A 21,733-nucleotide genomic window follows, 5' to 3' on the forward strand; every position below is an offset into this window, starting at 1 on the left:
CTTGGCTAGGCTCGTCCGCGCAGTTCGATGTCTTGGATGTCGTCGAAGTCGATGGCGATGTCTCGGAGTTTGAGGAGCTTGAAGGCGGGGAGCGCCTCGTCGAGGATGCCGGTGCGGCTGCGATAGCCGTATGTATCGTAATAGGTGACACGAATCAAGTCGCCACGTTTGAGACCCTCGAGCTTTTTAGAAAGCGCGAGGGCTTTTTCTTCTGTGAGTTCGCATTTGGGCTCAACAGTGATCTCTTGTTTGCGCACAAGCTCGTAGTATCCCGTGAGGGCGGCAAAGGGCATAAACTGCGCGGCACGGCCGGCACGGACGGCGCCGTTAGCGGTGAGCTTGGGGTCGGCGGAGCGACGTCTTCCCTCGGGGTCCGCTAGGCGTTCAAAAGGCGTCGGTGGCCGCATCGGCTGTTGTTGGGACTTAGGCACGATGTCCTCCTACCTGATCGTTGCGTTCGCGTGCGGTGGCGCCGGCGGTGAAGCTTAATCCCTTGATGAGCGCGTTCTTGCCGTACTTGCCCTTCACGGCCAGGACGGCGCGCGCCAGGTCGCGCTCGCGCTCATCGGCCTCGACATCGCTAAATAGATCGATGGTGGCAAACTCCTCCGGCATGAGGTTGCCAAATCCCAGGTTGATGCGCTTGACCGGTCGTTTGGGATCGACAGTCTGCGCCCAGAGCTCATCGAAATAGCCCATGATCTTCTTAAACGAATTGGTGCGCTCGGGCAGCTTTCGCGAGGCGTTTGAGTGTGCAAAGAGTGCAGCATAGCCACCGCGCGGTTTGCCGCCGTGCTCTCCCACAAAGATGCCATCGATTGCCTGCACCTCCCGCACCTCCCGCACCAGGCGGCGCCGTTCGTCATCGCGCTGGACGGGCTTGGGCGCACGGGGCGCGAGCTCGGGGCCGTCGGTCGCTGCGGGCTCGATGTCCGAGGTGCTCGAGCGCAGGTGTCCGCAGCCGTCTATATACTGCGCCGTGCCGCTGGCGTCGAGGCGGCGTATGTCGGCTCGTTCGCTCGCATAACCCACAAAGAGCGAGATGCTGTCGCAGACCACGTGCTTATCGACTAGGTCCAACACGGCGTTGTCGACCATCTCGCGCAAGACGGTGTAGGCCTGCTCATAGGCATAACCCTTCGAGAGCACCTGTCCTGTGGTGGTCGAAGTCGCTTGCGGGCGATAGGCTTGGATATCGGCGATGGTTGTCGGCTCGCGCCCGAAGGCGTGGTCGATAAGATACTCGGCATTGACGCCGAGCTCGTCGTAGAGCAGGTTTTCGTCGAGCGCCGCGACCCCCATCAGGTCGTAGACACCATACTTTTCGAGTCGGGCTGCCACACCGGGGCCGATACCCCAGATATCGGTGATGGGACGATGGGGCCAGATCTCCTTGCGAAAGGTCTCGTCGTCGAGTGTGCCGATGCGACTGGGCACATGCTTGGCGGTGATATCGAGTGCTACCTTGGCCTGGAATAGGTTGGGGCCGATGCCGACCGTCGCCGTGATGCCGGTGCGCGCGAGGACCTCATCGCGCAACATACGGGCGAAGCCTTCCGCATCGGTGTGATAGAGGTCCAGATAGGGTGTCACGTCGATAAAGCACTCGTCAATTGAGTAGACGTGAACGTCTTGCGGACTGACGTATTCCAGGTAGATACCGTAGATCTGCGCCGACACCTCCATGTAGTGCTGCATGCGCGGTACGGCCTTAATGTAGTCGATACCATCGGGTATTTCGAACAGGCGACAGCGGTTGTGAATCCCTAGATCCTTCATAGCCTGCGTGATAGCGAGACAGATAGTCGTGCGTCCGCGCGATTCGTCGGCAACGACCAGGTTGGTGGTGAGCGGATCGAGCCCACGATCGACGCACTCGACACTGGCGTAAAACGTCTTGAGGTCGATGCAGATGTAGGTGTGCTGCTCGTGCGCCATCCGTGCCTCCCATCAAACACATGTTCTTATCGAATACCTGTTCGATAATACCTGCTCGACCGGACGCCGTCAAAATCTGTCCCTATTTGGCAGGTATGGTCGTGCGGCTGCATCGGGTTTTTAACGCAGCCCTAAAGAGCGCGAAACAGCTCGGAAAAGCTTGCTTCGTAGCATGAGACTAACGATTGATGCCACCATAAAGCACGGAAGGGTTGTGGGGATAATGGTTAACTATGGGTTTGGTATGCCGACGCGCTTGGTTGCGGATGGGGACGTGGCTCGCTGGTGCGGGCGATTGGTTGCCCACTATGGCGGCACCAAGACACTGGTCGTGCTGGGAGGCGACAAGCACACGCGTGATGAGCTCGTTTCGGCGGCGCTGGGCTCGCTCGATCGCGCCCTGCTCGAACGCGTGCTCTTTCGTTGCGGCTTGGTCGGGGGCGACGGGGGAGACGATTTGGTCGATGAGGCCGTAGCCCTGGCGACCGATGAGGGCGTGGACTTTGTCCTGGCGATCGGCGATGCCGATACGGCGGGCTTTGCGCGCGAACTCGCTCGTCGCATGGCCGTGCTCGATGCCGGCGAGGACGGCTTTGTTCCCTACGGATGCATCGTCTCCGAGGGAAAAGTGCCCGCCGTTGTGGGCGCCGGCGAGGTTCCCGTTTTCGCCATCATCGCCCCCGAACTGCTGGAGGGTATCGGCTCGCCCTTGCGCGAGCTGCTCGGCAGCGTGTGCGCCGCGGCCTAATATTTACCATAAAGGGATGGGTTTATTTTGGTAGGTAAAGCGTTTGACCTGCCAAAATAAACCTGTCCCTTTTTGGTCGGTTGCCGTTTGGGGGCCGATTGGCAACGCTCGCTGATTATAGTCTTGACCTGCGCTAGAATAGTGGCATCTGAATGTCCGGGCGCATGGAGGCGTGCGCTCGTATGCTGAGGAGGACTCTATGGCAACTGTTGCCGCACCTATCGATGCTACGTCGACTGCCGCTTGGAAGGCGCTCGAGGCTCATCAGGAGAAGCTCGAGGCCGAAGGTATCGACCTCAAGGCCTGGTTCGCCGCCGATGCCGAGCGCGTGAACAAGCTGAGCTTTGACGCCGGTGACCTGCACTTCGATCTGTCCAAGAACCTGGTGACCGATGAGACCGTCAAGCTGCTGTGCGATCTTGCCCGCGAGGTGAAGCTCGAGGAGCGCCGCGACGCCATGTTCTCCGGCGAGCACATCAACACCACCGAGGACCGCGCCGTCCTGCACACCGCGCTGCGCCGTCCGGCGAGCGAGAAAGGCCAGCTCATCGTTGACGGCCAGGACGTCGTCGCCGACGTGCACGAGGTCCTCGATCGCATGTATGCTTTCGCCGAGCGCGTGCGCTCCGGTGAGTGGAAGGGCGTTACCGGCAAGAAGATCGAGCACCTGGTGTCCATCGGCATCGGCGGTTCCGACCTGGGCCCGGTCATGGCTTACGAGGCTCTGCGTCCCTATGCCGACGCCGGTATCGATTGCCGCTACATCTCCAATATCGACCCCAATGACCAGGCCGAGAAGCTCAAGGGCCTGGATCCCGAGACCACGCTCGTGATCATCGTCTCCAAGACCTTCACCACGCTCGAGACCCTCACGAACGCTCGCGAGGTCAAGACTTGGATGCTCGAGCAGCTCAAGGCCCAGGGCGCCATCGACGGCTCCGATGAGCAGAACGCCGAGGCCGTGGCCAAGCACTTCGTTGCCGTCTCCACTGCACTCGACAAGGTCGAGGCCTTCGGTATCGATCCGGCCAACGCCTTTGGTTTCTGGAACTGGGTCGGCGGCCGCTACTCCGTCGACTCCGCCGTGGGCCTGTCGCTGATCGTCGTGCTCGGCCCCGAGCGTTTCCAGCAGTTCCTTGAGGGCTTCCACGCCATCGACGAGTACTTCTGCAACACGCCGCTCGAGAACAACGCCGTCGCGCTGATGGGCCTGCTCAACGTCTGGTATGTCAACTTCTTCGGTTCCAAGAGCCACGCCGTGCTGCCGTACTGCCAGTACCTGCACCGTTTCCCGGCCTACCTGCAGCAGCTCACCATGGAGTCCAACGGCAAGCACGTCCGCTGGGACGGCAGCGCTGTGACCTCCGATACCGGTGAGATCTTCTGGGGCGAGCCCGGTACCAACGGTCAGCACGCCTTCTACCAGCTGCTGCACCAGGGCACCGTGGTGGTCCCGGCCGACTTTATCGCTTTCGCCAACACTGCCAACCCCGCAACCGACAGCGGCCAGGACGTCCACGAGCTGTTCCTGGGCAACTTCCTGGCCCAGACCAAGGCGCTCGCCTTTGGTAAGACGGCCGACGAGGTTCGTGCCGAGGGCACGCCCGAGCAGATCGTCCCGGCCCGCTGCTTTGAGGGCAACCGTCCGACGACCTCGATCTTCGGCGACACGCTGACCCCGTTCGCACTCGGCGAGCTCATCGCCCTGTACGAGCACATCACGTTTGTCGAGGGCACGGTCTGGGGCATCGACTCCTACGACCAGTGGGGCGTCGAGCTGGGCAAGCAGCTTGCCAAGCAGATCACCCCGGCCTTCCACGACGACGCCGCCAAGGCCGAGCAGGACGCTTCGACCCAGGCGCTCATCGAGTTCTATCGCGCTCATCGCAAGTAGTCTTTACGGCTGAGTTGGCTTATGGCTGAAAGGGGCCCGTATCCGTTGGGATACGAGCCCCTTGCTATTTGGATAGGATGGAATGTATCGGGAGGCGCCTCGACGGGCATCGCAATCGTCGAAGGCGCGCCGTTCATGTTTGGGACAATATGACATTTTTCCCGTTGCAAACAGCGCCGCCGTGGGTGTTCTGTATGATGGCTCAGACAAGGTTGTTCAATGACAGGGAGGCATATATGGCAATCAAAGCCATCGCAATGGATATCGACGGTACGCTCACCAACGATCAAAAGGTCATCAGCCCGCGTACGCGCGAGAAGCTGCTCGCGACGCAGGAGTCGGGCATTAAGCTCATCTTGGCTTCGGGCCGTCCCGCATGGGGGTTGCACGCCTTGGCGCAGGAGCTCGACCTTCAAAACCATGACGGTCTGCTAGTTGCCTTTAATGGCGCGCATGTGGTCGACGCTCAGACCGATGAGGTCCTTTTTGACCAGGCCATGCCGGCTGACGAGCTGCACCGTCTGATTGATCATCTGCGCAATTTCGACGTGATCCCTATGATTTCGCTCGGTCGCGATTTGCACGTCGAGGACTCGTACCATTGCATGATCACGCTGCCTGACGGCTTGCAGAAGAATATCGTCAAGTATGAGCGCGATGCGTGCGATCTTAAGATTCGCGAGGTCGAGAGCTTGCATGAGGTCGTGGACACTTATCCCGTGGACAAGCTGCTGACGGCGGGTGATCCGACCTACCTGCAGGCGCATTACGAGGAGATGTATGCGCCCTTTACCCAGACGCTTTCGGGCATGTTTACGGCCGACTGGTACTTTGAGTACACGGCGCCCGGTATCGACAAAGCCCGTGCGCTCGAGGGTGCCCTGCCCAAGCTCGGTATCGATGCCAGCGAGGTCGTCTCGTTTGGCGACGGCCAGAACGACAAGTCCATGATTGAGTGGGCCGGCACCGGTGTTGCCATGGGCAACGCCGTCGATGAGGTTAAGGCAGTTGCCCAGATGGTAACCGCCAATAACAACGAAGACGGTATTGCAGTGGCGCTGGATAAGCTGCTGGGTTAGAATCGCCGATTAATGCATGGTTTGGGCGCCTGCTTGCGGGCGCCCTTTTGTTAGGGAGGGTGCCGTGTCCGCATTTCCGTTCGACGCCGTTATCTTTGACATGGACGGTGTCATTGTCGATACCGAGTATTACTACCTGGGCGAGACTGCCGCGTTTGCCAAGGAGCTTGGGCTTAACCTGACTCAAGAGGAGTTGAATGGGCAAGTCGGTACCTCGCATCAGTTCTTCCTGCATATGCTGGTCGATTGGTTTGAGCGCGCCGGTAAGGGGCATTTCACTGGCGAGGAAGCGTTGGCCCGTTGGGACGAGTGGGCGCATAAGCGTCCGCGCGACTATCAGGCTTTGATTAACCCAGGCGCTGTGGATACGATTCGAGAGCTGCCGCGCCGTGGCGTTCGCGTGGCGCTTGCCAGCTCGTCTCCCATGGATAGCATCGAGGAAGTGCTCAACGCGTGCGGGCTGTCGGATGCCTTTGAGTATGTGGTGAGCGGCGAGCAGTTTAAGGAGAGTAAGCCCGAGCCCGACATCTACCTGCATGCGCTGGACCTGCTGGGGCTGCCCGCGAATCGCTGCTGCTGCGTTGAGGATTCGGTGCCTGGCATCACTGCCGGCAAGCGAGCCGGCCTGACGGTCGTTGCCAAGCGCGAGGAGCGCTTTGGCTTTAGCCAGGATGCCGCGGACAAGATTATCGACCAGCTGCCCGAGCTGCTTGAGCTTTCTTAGGGGGTCTGTTGGAGGCTCTTTAGGGGTTCGTGGACAAAAAATGCCAAATATGAGTACTGTCACTAATTTAGTAACAGGGAAATTATGCTTTTAAGGCCCTGGTTGAGCGCCTGGGGGCGATTATAACCTGTTAAATATGGCTTTAGCCATGCTAAAACGCCTTGATAATGAACATCTGTACATTATCAAGGCGTTCTTTTGTCACAATATAATGCTACTAGCTTTGCAGCAGTACTCATATTTGGCGTTTTTTGCCCACCGGGGTCAGTTGAAGTCAAATATGGAGTGCGAATTTCTTAAAACGGTTGATTCGACGCTCTCCTCGGCGCAGTTTTTAAGTTCGGCGATGTGCAGGGAGGCGCTTTTTAGCGATGTGATGAGCTGTCGCGCGCTTGCATCTGCTTGCAGTTCGGCTGGAGCGTCGGTTTCGAGCAGCAGACGGTCGAGTGGGATCTGTCGGGCGTATTCACGACCGCGCTTGGTAGCGAGCATCCGCTCGTTCACGGAAAAATAGCAGCCTGCGTTTCGCGCACGGTCGAACTCGTTCGAGGTGCCGCTAAACCAGTGGAAGATGATGGCGGGGGAGTTGGGGCTTGGGGTGAGTAATCCATATGACTCAAGGGCGTCCAGTACGGTTCCTGCCGAACGAACAGCGTGAATTGATATCACGCGCCCGGCGAGAGGGTGCTGCACGAGTGCATCGCAGAGACGGTCAAGTGCCTGTATTTGAAGCGGTTCGCTTCCGGCAAAGCGCGCGGAAAAGTCGATTCCTACCTCGCCGATATAGCGTTCTTGGTCAGCAACTTCGCAAAGCAGATTGACTTCGGCAGGACCGCAGCGGCCGTCGGCGAGCCACCAGGGATGGAGGCCGGCGCCCGCGATAATGTTTGGGTATCGGCTGGCCCGCTTTTTTGCTGCCGCGAAGTCGCGTGGGTCGACCCCGCAGTCAAAGAGCCCCAGACCCAACGCCGCCGACTCACTGGCTGCAGCATCGGGGCTGAGCATCAAATCAAGATGACAATGCGTGTCAAAGAATTGCGGTTCCATCGCAAGGCATCCTGCTAGTCCAAGCGCTGACCATCGGCGCGCACACGCTCGGTGCCGCGCCCGCTGATCTGGCGGATAACCTCGCCGGCAATCATCTGACCCATGATGGGCGGCATAAAGCTGGCAGTTCCCAGCTCGGTGCGCTCGTGGATGTTGGAAGGGTCGCGGGGCTGTGTCTTAACCGATTCCTCGCAGCTAAACAGTACATGTAGGCTCTTGATTCCGCGCTTCTTACATTCTTTGCGCATAATGCGGCTCATGGGGTCACGTACCGTATCGAAGATGTCGGCAAAGCGCAGGCACTCGGGATGGAGCTTGTTGGCCCCGCCCATGGAACTAACCAAACGAATGCCGTGGTCCTGAGCATATTTGGCAATGGTGAGCTTGGCCGAGATGGTGTCGATGGCGTCGACGACGTAGTCGAGCTTGCCGCCCGTCTGCTCCAAAACGCTCGCGAAGAAATCATCGATGTTGTCGCTCAGCAGGTATTCGGTACGTTTGATAACGGTGGCGGCAGGATTGATATCGTGGATCATGGCTTCCATAACATCGACCTTGCGCTTGCCGATGGTGCTGTGAAAGGCGATGGCCTGGCGATTGATATTGCTGGGCGCGATGATGTCCTTGTCCAGAATTACAAAATGACCAATGCCGCCGCGGGCGAGTGCCTCGCAGCAGTTGGAGCCCACACCTCCGCAGCCGAGTACCAGCACCGTGGCATCGGCGAGCTTGTCGAGTGCCTCGCGGCCCATGATGATCTCGAGCTTGGCATCGCGCGTCTCGTTGGGAGTTGCGGCTGTGGTTTCGGTCATAGACATCCTCCGATGGGGAAGCGAATCGTGTTTTAGCTATCGCCATTATAGGTATTATCGCGATTCCATTTGAGCCCTAGGGGCTTGTTGAAATGAGGCAGTGATTCGCATAAGATGAAGCAGATGGCACCCGTTGCAGCGGGTTGGCCAACTCCCAAACACGTTTGTAGCGTGAGAAGTGGCCGTCTTCGCATTACGCGGGGGCGGCTATTTCATTCGACCTCCAATGTGGATGCCGAGCTCCACAGCCGCGATTACAAGCAACAACAACGTCAGGACATCGTTAATACTCATAGTCCATCTCCTTCTTGGGAAGAGGGAGCTGGCCCATCTGCTTCTGGACCCATTGTATCTAAAAACGAACGAATGTTCTATACATAACATTGCTATTAGATAATTAGACAAACATCTAAACATCGAGTATAGTGTGCACGTCGCGAGAGATAGCGAGAGGAGGTTCTATGCCGGGAGAAGGTTTTAAGGCGCTGGCGGATCCAACGCGGCGGCGCATTTTAGAACTGCTGCGCGAGGGCAATTGCACGGCGGGGGAGCTCGCCGAGCATTTCGACATAAGCAAACCGTCGCTCAGCCATCATCTGGCAACGCTTAAAAACGCCGGGTTGGTGACCGACGAGCACCATGGCCAAAACATCGTATACAGCTTAAACACCACCGTCATGCAGGATTTAATTGGCTGGTTTATGGGTTTTACAAACAATGAAGGTGATAAGGATGAATAACGAAAACAAGGGCATTCACCCCACAGGGGTATCGTCGCGCGTGTGGATTGCGCTGGTCGCTCTGTGCGTCGCCAATGTCGTAGCGCACCTCATGGTGATGCCGAGCTTGCCTGCGCAGATTCCCACGCACTGGGGCGCGAACGGCGCTGTCGACGGTTGGGGTCCTAGCTGGATGGCCTCCGCGCTCGGCGTGCTGCCTCTGGCGCTTCTCGCAATGTTCTGCGTGGTGCCGCGCATCGATCCCAAAGGTGAGGCATATCGAATCTCGGGTAAGTTCTATCAGGGCTTCGTAATTGCCTTCACCTTGTTCATGTGCGCCATAAGCTGGCTGGGAGAGCTTACGGTCTGGGGCGTGGTGCCGGCGGTCGGTTCGGTCAACGTGCTGATTTCCGGTGCTGTCGGTTTGCTGTTCATCGGCGTAGGCAACTACTTGCCGCGTGTGAAGCAGAACTATACGCTCGGTATCAAGACGCCCTGGGCGCTTGCCGATCCCGAGAACTGGCGCCGTACGCAGCGCTTTGGCGGTGCCTGCTTTATGGTGCTGGGTGTTGGCCTGATTGTGATGGGCGTGGCGGGCAGCGTGCTTTCGAGTGAAGTCGTCGCCGCGGTGATTGCGGCTCTGGCGTTTGGTTCGGCCGGAGCTGCCTACGCCTATTCGTATCTGCTGTGGCGTAAATCGCAGCGAGCCGTTCGCTAAGGTTGCGGAAAACTAGCGTACGCAGTTCATAGTATGTTCCGGGGGACTTTTCCCAGGTAGTATTAGGGGGTGTGGGCAACCATGCCCCTTTTTCGTTAAGTTTCAGAGCTGGTTTTCTCATTTCGTTTCCACTAAAGCGAATCAAGAATAGGGAAACAGCAGGTAGAAAGGATAGGACAGACATATGGCGGAGTTTATCTACCAGATGTATCAGGCTCGCAAGGCCCATGGCGACAAGGTAATCCTTGACGACGTGACCCTGAGCTTCTACCCCGGTGCCAAGATCGGCGTCGTGGGTCCCAACGGCATGGGCAAGTCGACCCTGCTCAAGATCATGGCCGGTATCGAGGAAGTCTCCAACGGCGATGCCAGGCTTACCCCCGGCTACACCGTGGGCATCCTGCAGCAGGAGCCGCCGCTCGATGACGACAAGACCGTCATCGAGAACGTGCGCATGGCGTTTGGCGATATGATTGCCAAGGTCGATCGCTTCAACAAGATCGGCGAGGAGATGTGCGACCCGGATTGCGATATGGACGCCCTCATGGCCGAGATGGGCAAGCTCCAGGACGAGATCGACGCCGCCGACGGCTGGGATATCGATTCCAAGCTCGGTCAGGCCATGGACGCCCTGCAGCTGCCCGATTCCGACATGCCGGTCAACGTGCTTTCCGGCGGCGAGCGCCGTCGCGTGGCCCTGTGCAAGCTGCTACTCGAGGCTCCCGACCTGCTGCTGCTCGACGAGCCCACGAACCACCTGGACGCTGAGTCGATCCTGTGGCTCGAGCACTTCCTGCATAACTATCAGGGCGCGGTGCTTGCCGTCACACACGATCGCTACTTCCTGGATAACGTTGCCGAGTGGATCTGCGAGGTCGACCGCGGTCACCTTTATCCCTACAAGGGCAACTACTCCACGTATCTGGAGACCAAGGCCGCCCGTATCGAGGCTCAGGGTAACCGCGATGCCAAGCTCGCCAAGCGCATGGAGGCCGAGCTCGAGTGGGTGCGCAGCTCGCCCAAGGCTCGCCAAGCCAAGAACAAGGCCCGCCTGGCTCGCTACGAGGAGATGGAGGCCGAGGCCCGCGCAAGCCAGAAGCTCGACTGGACCGACATCCGCATCCCTGTGGGCCCGCGTCTGGGCAACAAGGTGCTCGAGGCCCATCATCTGCACAAGGAGTTCGATGGCCGTGTGCTCATCGACGACCTTTCGTTTACCCTGCCGCGCAACGGCATCGTGGGCGTCATCGGCCCCAACGGTGTCGGTAAGACCACGCTGTTCAAGACGATTGTGGGTCTGGAGCCGCTGACTTCGGGCGAGCTTGAGGTGGGTGAGACCGTCAAGATCTCCTATGTCGACCAGAACCGTTCCGGCATCGACCCCGATAAGAACTTGTGGGAGGTCGTCTCGGACGGCCTGGACCACATGATGGTCGGCGAGACCGAGGTTCCGAGCCGTGCTTATGTGGCGAGCTTTGGCTTTAAGGGCCAGGACCAGCAGAAGCGCGCTGGCGTACTCTCCGGTGGCGAGCGCAACCGTCTGAACTTGGCGCTTACGCTCAAGCAGGGCGGCAACCTGCTGCTCCTCGACGAGCCCACGAACGACCTCGACGTCGAGACGCTGTCCTCGCTCGAGGCGGCGCTGCTCGAGTTCCCGGGCTGCTCGGTGGTCATTAGCCACGATCGTATGTTCCTGGACCGCGTTGCCACGCACATCCTGGCGTGGGAGGGCACCGATGAGAACCCGGGCAACTGGTATTGGTTTGAGGGTAACTTCGAGGCCTATCAGGCCAACCGCATCGAGCGCCTGGGCGAGGACGCAGCCCAGCCGCATCGTATTCACCGCAAGCTGACGCGCGATTAGCAACAAGTAGAAAGGCCGCCAGTGAGGGCGGCCTTTCTTGTAATAATTGCATTGCAGCTATGTCCGGGCTGTTGGCTGATTCAAAAACAAAGGCATCTCTTTGGGGTAAAGCCCGTTTTTGCTGTGAGTGATCCTCTAGTTCCGTCTTAAACGTAAAGATGTGTTGGGCTACAAGGACATAAGCAAATCAAATTAAAATATAACTACTACTGTAACGTTACAAAAAAGGTCATATAATATGAGCATCTAATAAGTCGCTTCTCTGGAAAGAAGGACATATGCTTTCGCGTCGTCGTTTTTTGCAACTTATCGCGTCTTCAATTGTCGCCTTAACCGCACGTCCAAAAGTGGGCTTTGCTTCGACGGGCGATATTGATGGTGAGCAGATACTATTTACTTCTGAAATTGCGCAAGAGCTTGCTGAGAAATATGTAAAGGGACTCCTCGGCTCTTCGTATATGCCTTCTGACCCTATTCCTTTTGTAGACGTTGATGGGTCTCCGCTTGGTTACATTGTTCCGGTCATAACATCCAATAGGGCCGCGGGTTATTTGATTTTAGATGCTTCAGATGATGAAGTACTTACAGGATATCGTTTTGGAGACGGCTTAGTCAGCCCCATGGATCGGGGAGGAGACCTCGGCGTTGAGTCCTATTCTTTCAATAACCCAGTTGTAATGATCAATCCATTCGAGTTCGGCGTGCAATCTTTGGACGGTTCAATTACAACAAATTGCGGAAGAACAATCCCGGCAGCTTCCATAGAAGGACGTCCTGTCGTTTTATCGAATAAACCTTCTAGCTGGAACGATGTCGTAATTTACGCAACTCAAATGCAGGATTACGCAGTATCTGGATTTCGTTCTATTTCTCAGTTTATGTCATATGATGAAAGCGAGATAGAGCGGCTTACTGCCCACTATGCTTGTATGGTGACTGCTTTTTCGAACGTTGCCGATCTGTATGGCATTGCTAATTTATATAACGACCCTTCGCAATATATGCAGATATGGAGTTACACCAATACCCATGCTCTTTCCGATGCAGAGCAGACTGTTCCCGGTGTTGTTTTGGGTGGAACGCCGATTTCAACCTGTGCAACGGGGTTTACAAATTACTGCGCAAGCAGAGGAAGTTCCCTTATCGCTCGCACTGTCTCCTCTCCGGCTATCGCGAGCATTCAAAATGAGATTAACTCCAATAGACCGAATGTTTTACATGCGAGCTTGTACAACGGATCAGCCCATTCTGTAACAGCTGAGGCTTACGCCACGCTTACTGGTAAGAAAACTGGAGAGACAAGGCAGATGATTGGCATAGCAGACGGCTGGAATTCATCCTTATCCTTCCTAAAGTATGATCAGAGTTATTATGCGTGGACTTATGGAACGACTTTTTCGAAGTAGGGCGATTCGTCTAGCCCTGTCTTTGGTGCTGATGGCTTTATTAGTGAGCTGTTCGACAAGGGAAGAGGCATCGCGCGGAGGTTCCGGAGAAGTGACTGCGACAGACTCAGGTTCATTAGAAATAGCTGGCGGGCATGCCGATGTGATATTACAAGGAAAAGGCGTGCTTAGGTCGATTGATGCTGAAGACGCTGTCTGCTCAATAGAGGATTTGAAGACAGGTGAAACTGCATCGTATCGAGTTTCAGATAATGCTGCGAATATGATTGAGTCGATACCAATTGGAGCACGAGTTTCTTTTAGGTATTTTGCTCCGCAACTTGAGGATGAGCTTGCTTCTCTGGTGTCTATATGCGCCGATGACAGCTAGAAAAGTCTGATTTCAAACGGCCCCGGATAGTCAAATTGGCTATCCGGGGCCGTTTTGTTACTCGGCCGGTGCGTCGACTTTATCGATGGTCCAGGCGGCTCCGAGACCGCCGGTGGTGTTGCGGCGGATACGCACGGTGACTTCGCGGCGCTCGCCGGCCTGCGTGTAGCGCAGGGGGAAGCTTGCGCGGTTTCGCGCGGCCTCAATGGTGCCGCGTTCGCGGGCGATCCAGTAGTACTCGCCGACGATGCCGAGCGTGTCGGCGCCGTAGGGGAGATAGGTCGACAGCTGGTGCAGAAGCGGGCCGGGGCAGAAGACTTCGGTTGCGAAATCGACGGGGAAGTCCTCGGGGATGGCGGGCGCTGCAGGTGCGGGGGCCGGTACTGCAGCGGGGACCGGAGCCGGTGCCGGTGCGGGAATTTGGTCGCAAGCAGCGGCGGGCACGGATTCGATGACGGGTGCGGGCTCCGGCGTTACTTCCGGCTTGACCTCGGAATCTGCGGGCTTCACGGTGACGGGCGCGTCTGCAACTGCGGCTTCAACCTCAACCTGCGTCGCGTTCTCATTCTCGACGCTCGACTTTGCTTCGATGGGCGTGGATGCCATGGTGGTGATGCCGGCGTTGGCGTTCTCGGGGTCATAGACGACCGTAAGCGAGATGGCAGGCTGCGGCGTCTCGGGTCCCGGCGTCGACTCGGTAGCGTCTTGATCGGCGGACTCGTCGGGTTGATCGTCCTCGGCTTCGTCGCCAAAGACATCGCTGTTTTGGAACGCAGGCGTCTCGGGTTGGTTGGCGGCTTCTTCGGTTGTCGACTTGGGAGCCTCGTTGAGCTCCGCAGTGGCTTCCTGCTCTGATATGACTTTGGGATCGGTCGTGGCGGCGATTTCGGTTTCGGCTTCTGCTGTTACCTCAATGGCGACTTCGGTCTCTGTCTCGGGCTCGGGTTCCGGTACGGCTTCAACCATGGCTTCGGGCTCGCGACGCTTAACGTGCTTAGGGCGCACGGCCTTGAGGTCCTTCTCGCCGCGTTTTTTCTTTTTGTAGGACTGCTTGGCACCCTTGGCAGCCTTGGGCTTGTCCTCGCCCTTGGCAAGGGCGGCATCCCAGGTATCGTTGGCGATGACGGTGGCATACAGGCGACCGCCCTTAAAGACGGTCAGTCTAATGCAGTCGTCGAGCTCCTCGAGCAGCTCGCGCGTGGACTCGAAGCCCAGGTCATAAGCGGTCATGTCGCCGGCGGCGAGCGCCTCCTCGACCTGCGTCATAAACGTTTGCTTGCCGCACCCAATCGCGTCGCGCAGCAGACGATACAGATAGATGTGGTTGCCCAGCGATAGCGTGGGCGTAACTATTGTCTTGCTCATGGCAAATCTCCTCTTTACACACCAAAGCATCTTACCATCGCACGGTCCTTGCCATCTCGTCGCCCAAGGTAAACGGGCGCGACCGTTGCCGGTTCGCGCCCGTTATGCAGGTCGGTTATCTATGAGAGACAAACGTGCTTAGTTGCCCGATGCCGTGTCTTGGCTCGAGCTGTCTGATGCCGTGCCGGAAGCGGTTCCGCTCGAGCTGTTGGTGTTGCTATTGTCGGTAGATCCCGTGCCCGATACATTGCCGCTCGTCTGGTCGCCTGTGCTCGGTTGAGAGCCGTCAGTCGTTTGGCTTGAGTCAGTCGTGCTGGATTGCGTGCCACTGTTGGCCGTAGAGGAATCGGTGCCCTGCGATTGGTTTTGGGTGTTCGAGGACGAATTGGCAGAGGCAGAGCTGTCTTGCGTGTCGTCCGTCTGTGCCTGCTGATCCTGCGACTGGGTGTTGCCATTTGCATCGCTCTCGGTCGTGCGCGACGACAGGATTGGCTCGGGACGCTCGCCCAGACCCTCACCGGCAGTGGTGATAAGGATGGCGCCGGCGCAGGCGATGACCGCGACGATGGCGATGGCGATCGAGAAGATGATGACCTTCTTTTGCGTCTGGCTGCGCTCTGCCGCCGCCTTGGCGCGCAGGCTGTCGGGGGCGACACGCGCCGTGGTCGCGCGCCCTGCAATCTGGCGCATCTCCTGGGTAGTTGCGGCGCCGCCTAAGTGCTCCTCGGCATTAAACTCAACGGGTTCATAGGCGCCGGCGGGGTAGTCGACGTCGGCGTGCGTACCTTTGAGGGCTTTGGCGCTGGCAGAGATAAAGTGGCGGTAGACCTGCGAGGACACAACGGTGATGACCGAGCTCACGGCGGCGCCAATTACTGAACCGGCAATACCAATCTTGGAAGCAAGCGCGACGCTCGTGGCGGCGGCTGCGGCGCCGGCGATGATCTGGGGAATGGAAATGTCATCGAACAGGCCCTTTTTGGGCGCGATGGCCATGGTCTGTCCGATGGAATGGTTTTCGTGAACGCCGTTGTTGAGCGCGGCTGGTGTCATGACGCGCGTGCGCGGCGCGTCGGTGTACTTGGTTGTCATACGGGGCCCTCCCGGTGTAAATCTGCTTCGTTTCATGTAGCCATCAGGGTACCCACCAGATGTGAATCGTACGTGACATTTAACAGATATCATCAACTCATCAATTGCTCACCAAGTTGGTGGGATGCGGTTACACCCGGCGGTTGAACTACAATAGGGCTTGCTAATTGTTGTGAATGGCGTCTACGCACGGGAGCATTCTTATGAATCTTCACCTTTCTCAGTCTGATGGCTTTTTGCGTGTGGCGGCGGCGTCGCCGCGGATTCGCGTGGCCGATGTCGAGGGCAATACCGAGGTTGCGCTGGCGGCTGTTCGCGAGGCTACCGAGCGCGGCGTCCGCGCGCTGGTGCTGCCCGAGCTTAACCTGACCGGCTATACCGCGGCTGATCTGTTCCATAACCGTACATTGCTGCATGCCTGCGAGACCGCACTGGCACATATTCTCGATGAAACCCGCGAGCTGCCGATTGTCTTTACCATCGGTCTTCCCGTTGCAGTCGCCGAGAATATCTACAACTGCGCCGCCGTGTGCTGCGCGGGCGAGCTTTTGGGTCTTACGGCCAAGAAGTATCTGCCCAACTATGGCGAGTTCTACGAGCGCCGCTGGTTTGCTCCGGCGCCCGCAGATCCTGTGTGGGTCGAGTTTGCCGGTCAGGGTCCGGTTCCGCTGGGTTCGGGGCTTGTCTACCGCTGCTGTGATGAAGGTGCCGAGGACATGGTGCTGGGCGTTGAGGTCTGCGAGGACCTGTGGGTGCCGGCGCCCCCTTCGACCGAGATGGCGCTTGCCGGTGCGACGGTGATCCTCAACCCGTCGGCCTCGGACGAGATTATCGGTAAGGCAGACTATCGCCGCAGCCTCATCTCCAATCAGAGTGCGCGCCTGTACTGTGCCTATGCCTATGCAGATGCGAGCGAGGGCGAGTCCACGACCGACATGGTCTTTGCGGGCGAGAACCTTGTCTACGAAAACGGATCTAAGCTCGCCGCCACGAAGCTCCTCACCTGCGATATGGCCGTCGCCGACGTTGACCTTGACCGCCTGGTTGCCGAGCGCCGTCGCTCGACGACGTGGACGCGCGCGGACGATGCGCCGGAGGCCACGACCGTTGAATTTTCGTTTGAGGGCGTGCTGGCAGACGAACCTGTCCTGCACGATGCACTCGGCATCGACCGTGTCTTCCCCCGTGCGCCCTTTGTGCCGGCCGACCATGGCGACCTGGCCGAGCGTTGCGAGACCATCCTCGACCTGCAGACCGCCGGCCTCAAGACCCGCCTTGCCCATACGGGTACCAAGGCTGCAGTCATCGGTCTTTCGGGCGGCCTGGACTCCACGCTGGCACTGCTCGTGACAGTTCGCGCCTTCGATGCACTGGGGCTGCCGCGCACCGGTATCACGGCCGTGTCCATGCCCGGCTTTGGCACGACGCATCGTACCAAGTCGAACGCCGAGTCGCTCGCTCGCGACCTGGGTGTGAGCTTCCGCGAGGTTTCGATCCACGCGGCTGTGGAACAGCACTTCAAGGACATAGAGCACGATCCGACCGTGCAGGACGTGACCTACGAGAACAGCCAGGCCCGCGAGCGTACGCAGATTCTGATGGATCTGGCCAACCAGGCTGGCGGTTTTGTCATCGGCACGGGCGACTTGTCGGAGCTGGCACTCGGTTGGGCTACCTATAACGGCGACCACATGAGCATGTATGCCGTCAACGCGAGCGTGCCCAAGACGCTTGTGCGCCATCTGGTGCGCTATGCCGCCGATGTCTTTGGCGGGCGCATTGCCGAGACACTGCTCGACATCCTCGATACGCCGGTGTCCCCCGAGCTTCTGCCGCCCACGGGCGACGGCGAGATTGCGCAGAAGACCGAGGATTTGGTGGGCCCGTACGAGCTGCACGACTACTTCCTCTACTACCTGCTGCGTTTTGGCTTTGAGCCGGGCAAGATCTACCGCATGGCACTCAAGAGCTTTGAGGGCGTCTACGATGCCAAGACCGTCCACACGTGGCTGCGTACGTTCTACCGTCGATTCTTTGCCCAGCAGTTTAAGCGCAGCTGCCTGCCCGATGGTCCCAAGGTGGGCTCGGTGACGCTCAGCCCGCGCGGCGATTGGCGTATGCCGAGTGACGCTAGCTCGCGTCTGTGGCTTGCGCAGATCGACGCGCTCAATCCAGTTGACTAAGGTTGGCTAAATTGAACCAATACGGGGTTTGCAAGCGTTACACTTTTGCAATCTGATGGCCCGTATCGCGCGGCGCTCTTGTCGGAGCGCCGCGTTTTTTATATCGAAAGGTGGCACCATGCAGGCATCGCAGCGTCTCGATCGCTTTGGCGCGGAGGTCTTCGCCTCGCTCAACAACAAACTTCTCGCGCTGAAGGCTCAGGGCAAGACCATTTACAACATGAGCGTGGGCACGCCCGACTTTAAGCCGTACGACCACGTGGTCGAGGCGCTCACGCAGGCGGCTCAAGATCCCGAGATGTGGAAGTACGCCCTGCGCGACCTGCCCGAACTCAAGCAAGCCGTGTGCGATTACTATGAGCGTCGCTTTGGCGTTTCGGGCATTACGCCGTCCATGGTGCAGTCGTGCAACGGCACGCAGGAGGGTGTGGGTCATTTGGGCCTGGCTCTGCTCGATCCGGGCGATACCATTCTGGTTCCCGATCCGTGCTACCCGGTCTTTGAGGCGGGTGCCAAGATCGCCGATGCCAAGCTCGAGTACTATCCGTTGGTCGCCGAGCATAATTACCTGCCCTATGTGGCGGGTATCGATCCCGAGGTGGCCGATCGTGCCAAGTATATGATCGTGTCGCTGCCTGCCAACCCGGTCGGCTCGGTGGGTACGCCCGAGGTCTACGAGGAGATTATCGCCTTTGCCCGCGAGCATGATCTGTTGATCGTTCATGACAACGCGTACTCCGACATCGTGTTTGACGGCGAGCCCGGCGGCAGCTTCTTGCAGTATCCCGGTGCGCTTGAGGTGGGCGTTGAGTTCTTCTCGCTCTCCAAGTCGTTTAACGTCACCGGTGCGCGTATCGGCTTTTTGGTCGGCCGCGAGGACGTGGTCTCCGCCTTTGCCAAGCTGCGCAGCCAGATCGACTTTGGTATGTTCTTCCCGATTCAGAAGGCCGCCATCGCCTGCCTGAACGGTCCGCGCGATGAGGTCGAGGCGCAGCGTCTGAAGTACCAGGAGCGCCGCGATACCCTGTGCGACGGTCTTGAGGGCCTGGGCTGGGAGCGTCCCAACGCGCATGGCTCTATGTTTGTGTGGGCCAAGCTTCCCGGTGGTCGCACCGATTCCATGGCGTTTTGCGAGGAGCTCATGGAGAAGGCCGGCGTTGTGGTGACGCCGGGCGCGAGCTTTGGTCCTTCGGGCGAGGGACACGTGCGCATGGCGCTGGTCCTGCCGCCCGACCAGATTGCTTTGGCTGTCGAGGCCATTCGTGAGGCGGGCCTGTATTAGAAAGGTATTTCGACTCGTCAATAGCTCGAAACCGATTTCGTGCAGTTATTTTACGAATACTGCAAACAATTTCGGTAAACGGTCGATTTTTGGCTGCGAATAGGGGCATAATCAAAGTCCCGATTGGATGTATTGGGATTACGGCAAGCCGCTCGGGTCGTTCCCGGGCGGCTTGTTTGTGGAGAGAGATGGGAGTTTCTAATGGTTAACGAGAAGAAGGTCGCTATTGTCGGCTGCGGTTTCGTCGGTTCGTCTTCGGCGTTCGCACTGATGCAGAGTGGTCTGTTCTCCGAGATGGTCCTCATCGACGTGGACAAGAACCGTGCCGAGGGTGAGGCCCTGGATATCGCGCACGGCATGACGTTTGCCGAGCCAATGAGGATCTACGCCGGCGATTATTCCGATGTCGCCGACGCCGCCATGATCGTCGTCACCGCTGGCGCTGCCCAGAAGCCCGGTGAGACCCGCCTGGACCTGGTCAACAAGAACGTAAACATCTTTAAGTCCATTATCCCCGAGATTAAGAAGTCCGGCTTCGACGGCATTCTGCTCATCGTCTCCAACCCGGTTGATGTTCTGACCTATGCTGCCATCAAGATGTCCGGCCTGCCCGAGGGCCATGTCATCGGCTCCGGCACCGTGCTCGACACTGGCCGTCTGCAGCAGATGCTTGGTGCCCACGTCGAGGTTGACCCGCGCGATGTCCAGGCCTATGTCATGGGCGAGCACGGCGACTCCGAGTTTGTCGCTTGGTCCAGCGCTCAGGTTGCCGGCGTTCCGCTGAACACCTTCTGCGAGCTTCACGGTCATCTGGAGCACGAGGCTGCCGAGAAGCGTATCGCCGAGGACGTCAAGAACTCCGCCTACACCATCATCGAGAAGAAGCACGCTACCTACTATGGCGTTGCCATGGCCGTCAAGCGCATCTGCACTGCCGTCATGCGCGATGAGCAGACCGTTCTGCCTGTCTCCTCGCTCATGGTGGGCGAGTATGGCCTGTCCGATCTGGCCATCTCCATGCCGACCGTCGTCGGCCGCGATGGCGTTGTCTGCCGCGTCCCCGTGCCGCTGAACGATGACGAGCAGCATGAGCTCACCGCCTCCGCAAAGGCCCTCAAGGACATCATCGACAGCGTCGACTTCTCCTGCTAAATCAAGCTCGCTAGAGCGAAAAGCTACAATGAAGGCGTCCGAGCCCACACGGCCCGGGCGCCTTTTTGGTGCAAAGTAACCTGACCCCAATGCAGCATAGTTGATGGGAGGGCCATGTCGGATTCGCCTAATTTTTTGACCTATGCCCAGACGGCGTTTTATCCGTTTGAGGAGCAGCCGTTCTGTGCGGTGGATAGCCTGGTCTTTGCGTGGTTGTCCTATTTGCGTTTGCCGGGTGATATGGCGGAGCTGACGAACTGGCAGGGCCTAGACGTACGCGAGTTGCTGCGTGCCGAGTGCTACCGGGACATGATTGGTGACTTGTGGGACCCAGAGGGGAGCAGGGCCTTGTTGGAGGCCGTGGCAGCAAGCCCTCGTTACCGTGGCGTGCGCGTTTGCGGCTATCGTGCCGTGAGCGATGTGGTGGCGACAGAGCAGTTTGCAGCCATGGCGTTCCGGTTTCCGGCGGGGTTTAGTTATCTTTCCTTCCGGGGGACCGACAGTACGATTGTGGGCTGGAAAGAGGACTTTAACATGGCATTCCGGTGTCCTGTGCCGGCCCAGGAATCCGCGGCGCGTTATGTGGACGAGGCGGTGGATGCGATTGACGGGCCACTTTTGTGCGGAGGTCATTCCAAGGGTGGAAACCTTGCGGTGTACGGTGCGGCGATGTGCTCCGATGTCGCCCGTGAGCGAATTGAACGGGTGTATTCCCATGATGGTCCGGGCTTCGTCGAGGAGTTTCTGAACGGCAACGCCTTTGCCGATCTTTCCGGTCGAATCGACAAGACGCTACCTCGGTCGTCGATCTTTGGCATGATGTTCGAGACACAGGAGGACTATGCCATCGTTGAGAGCACCGAGTTCAGCCTGCTGCAACACAATCCCTTTAGCTGGGTGGTTGATGGTCGCGACTTCGTGTACTGTGAGCGCCTGTCCGCCGGTGCTCGATACGTTGATGGCTCCATTCGCGAGATGCTGCTTGCAGTGTCGCCTAGCGAGCGCGAGCGTTTTGTAGATGCGTTGTTCTCCGTGTTTGAGGCTACGGGTGCTGAGCGGTTTGCGGATATCGCCGGGAATCTGCGCGAGAGCCTGCCCGTGATGCTCCAGGCTGCGCAAGGCTTTGACGAGGATACGCGACGCTTTGTCTCGCAGACCATCGTGGCAATCCTTAAATGCGCACTGCTGCCTAAACGACCCCAGATCGACATGCCCGCTGCCGGCAAGAGTTTGGCAGAACAGCTCGAGGCTTGGCAGTCCGAGCTCCTGCGCTAACCATTGGTGCAAAGCAACCTGTCCCCGATGCATCAAGCTTCGATGCGCCTGGGGCGGGCCCGACC

At 58.5% G+C, this 21,733-nt stretch carries 19 protein-coding genes; 13 read left to right on the forward strand and 6 right to left on the reverse strand.

Translation table 11 applies throughout. The features are described 5' to 3' along the window. Positions 1 to 5: 5 nt before the first annotated feature. On the reverse strand, positions 6 to 431 hold the full coding sequence (locus DWV43_RS03680) for a hypothetical protein (RefSeq protein WP_233539199.1): 426 nt from the start codon (positions 429 to 431) through the stop codon (positions 6 to 8). Further along, positions 424 to 1,938 carry a DNA repair protein gene (locus DWV43_RS03685; protein WP_117817171.1) on the reverse strand — a complete coding sequence of 505 codons (1,515 nt, stop codon included), beginning with the start codon at positions 1,936 to 1,938 and terminating at the stop codon, positions 424 to 426. The genes DWV43_RS03680 and DWV43_RS03685 overlap by 8 nt, the downstream gene beginning before the upstream one ends. A 223-nt stretch (positions 1,939 to 2,161) precedes the next feature. Here DWV43_RS03685 and DWV43_RS03690 point away from each other — a divergent pair, with 223 nt between their 5' ends. The 4 genes from DWV43_RS03690 to DWV43_RS03705 all read left to right on the forward strand — a co-directional run bounded on the left by DWV43_RS03690 (position 2,162) and on the right by DWV43_RS03705 (position 6,383). Continuing rightward, a complete protein-coding gene (locus DWV43_RS03690; RefSeq protein ID WP_158551284.1) occupies positions 2,162 to 2,686 on the forward strand; it encodes an iron-containing alcohol dehydrogenase in 525 nt (174 codons plus the stop codon). A gap of 199 nt (positions 2,687 to 2,885) precedes the next feature. Then, positions 2,886 to 4,580: a glucose-6-phosphate isomerase gene (gene pgi, locus DWV43_RS03695; protein WP_117817172.1), complete on the forward strand. Its 1,695-nt coding sequence runs from the start codon at positions 2,886 to 2,888 to the stop codon at positions 4,578 to 4,580. A gap of 236 nt (positions 4,581 to 4,816) precedes the next feature. After that, entirely contained in the window at positions 4,817 to 5,659 is an 843-nt protein-coding gene (locus DWV43_RS03700; protein ID WP_117803851.1) for a Cof-type HAD-IIB family hydrolase, read from the forward strand. A gap of 64 nt (positions 5,660 to 5,723) precedes the next feature. After that, positions 5,724 to 6,383 (forward strand): HAD family phosphatase, encoded by a 660-nt coding sequence (locus DWV43_RS03705; RefSeq protein WP_316242816.1) that lies wholly within the window; start codon positions 5,724 to 5,726, stop codon positions 6,381 to 6,383. A gap of 264 nt (positions 6,384 to 6,647) precedes the next feature. On the opposite strand, the gene DWV43_RS03710 is transcribed toward DWV43_RS03705, so the two are convergent. Both DWV43_RS03710 and DWV43_RS03715 read right to left on the reverse strand, forming a co-directional pair. Next, positions 6,648 to 7,430: a TatD family hydrolase gene (locus DWV43_RS03710; protein WP_117817174.1), complete on the reverse strand. Its 783-nt coding sequence runs from the start codon at positions 7,428 to 7,430 to the stop codon at positions 6,648 to 6,650. 14 nt (positions 7,431 to 7,444) lie between these two features. Continuing rightward, complete coding sequence (locus tag DWV43_RS03715) at positions 7,445 to 8,242, reverse strand: ThiF family adenylyltransferase (RefSeq protein WP_117817175.1); 798 nt, start codon at positions 8,240 to 8,242, stop codon at positions 7,445 to 7,447. Between the two features lie 461 nt (positions 8,243 to 8,703). Between DWV43_RS03715 and DWV43_RS03720 the strand changes: the two genes are divergently transcribed. The 5 genes from DWV43_RS03720 to DWV43_RS10055 all read left to right on the forward strand — a co-directional run bounded on the left by DWV43_RS03720 (position 8,704) and on the right by DWV43_RS10055 (position 13,319). Further along, positions 8,704 to 8,982: an autorepressor SdpR family transcription factor gene (locus DWV43_RS03720; RefSeq protein WP_117817176.1), complete on the forward strand. Its 279-nt coding sequence runs from the start codon at positions 8,704 to 8,706 to the stop codon at positions 8,980 to 8,982. Next, positions 8,975 to 9,679, forward strand: a complete 705-nt coding sequence (locus DWV43_RS03725; protein WP_117817177.1) for an SdpI family protein — start codon at positions 8,975 to 8,977, stop codon at positions 9,677 to 9,679. Before DWV43_RS03720 ends, DWV43_RS03725 begins: the two co-directional genes overlap by 8 nt. A 184-nt stretch (positions 9,680 to 9,863) precedes the next feature. Continuing rightward, positions 9,864 to 11,543 (forward strand): energy-dependent translational throttle protein EttA, encoded by a 1,680-nt coding sequence (gene ettA, locus DWV43_RS03730; RefSeq protein WP_055251458.1) that lies wholly within the window; start codon positions 9,864 to 9,866, stop codon positions 11,541 to 11,543. Between the two features lie 278 nt (positions 11,544 to 11,821). Then, on the forward strand, positions 11,822 to 12,949 hold the full coding sequence (locus tag DWV43_RS10050; protein WP_147346259.1) for a hypothetical protein: 1,128 nt from the start codon (positions 11,822 to 11,824) through the stop codon (positions 12,947 to 12,949). 91 nt (positions 12,950 to 13,040) lie between these two features. After that, a complete protein-coding gene (locus tag DWV43_RS10055; RefSeq protein WP_147346260.1) occupies positions 13,041 to 13,319 on the forward strand; it encodes a hypothetical protein in 279 nt (92 codons plus the stop codon). 57 nt (positions 13,320 to 13,376) lie between these two features. Here DWV43_RS10055 and DWV43_RS03735 read toward each other — a convergent pair whose 3' ends face one another. Both DWV43_RS03735 and DWV43_RS03740 read right to left on the reverse strand, forming a co-directional pair. Then, complete coding sequence (locus DWV43_RS03735; protein ID WP_117817178.1) at positions 13,377 to 14,684, reverse strand: hypothetical protein; 1,308 nt, start codon at positions 14,682 to 14,684, stop codon at positions 13,377 to 13,379. Between the two features lie 138 nt (positions 14,685 to 14,822). Beyond that, complete coding sequence (locus DWV43_RS03740) at positions 14,823 to 15,776, reverse strand: hypothetical protein (RefSeq protein WP_117629762.1); 954 nt, start codon at positions 15,774 to 15,776, stop codon at positions 14,823 to 14,825. 203 nt (positions 15,777 to 15,979) lie between these two features. Between DWV43_RS03740 and DWV43_RS03745 the strand changes: the two genes are divergently transcribed. From DWV43_RS03745 to DWV43_RS03760, 4 genes are all read left to right on the forward strand, one after another. Then, a complete protein-coding gene (locus DWV43_RS03745) occupies positions 15,980 to 17,959 on the forward strand; it encodes an NAD(+) synthase (protein ID WP_233505695.1) in 1,980 nt (659 codons plus the stop codon). A 118-nt stretch (positions 17,960 to 18,077) separates the two neighbouring features. Next, positions 18,078 to 19,241, forward strand: coding sequence for a pyridoxal phosphate-dependent aminotransferase (locus DWV43_RS03750; protein ID WP_117817179.1), 1,164 nt, complete (start codon positions 18,078 to 18,080; stop codon positions 19,239 to 19,241). Between the two features lie 201 nt (positions 19,242 to 19,442). After that, positions 19,443 to 20,393, forward strand: a complete 951-nt coding sequence (locus DWV43_RS03755) for an L-lactate dehydrogenase (RefSeq protein WP_117817180.1) — start codon at positions 19,443 to 19,445, stop codon at positions 20,391 to 20,393. 114 nt (positions 20,394 to 20,507) lie between these two features. Next, complete coding sequence (locus tag DWV43_RS03760) at positions 20,508 to 21,668, forward strand: DUF2974 domain-containing protein (RefSeq protein ID WP_117817181.1); 1,161 nt, start codon at positions 20,508 to 20,510, stop codon at positions 21,666 to 21,668. The last annotated feature ends 65 nt before the right edge of the window (positions 21,669 to 21,733 follow it).

Origin of the sequence: Collinsella sp. AF05-9, from assembly GCF_003465595.1 — a bacterium.
Lineage (GTDB): Bacteria > Actinomycetota > Coriobacteriia > Coriobacteriales > Coriobacteriaceae > Collinsella.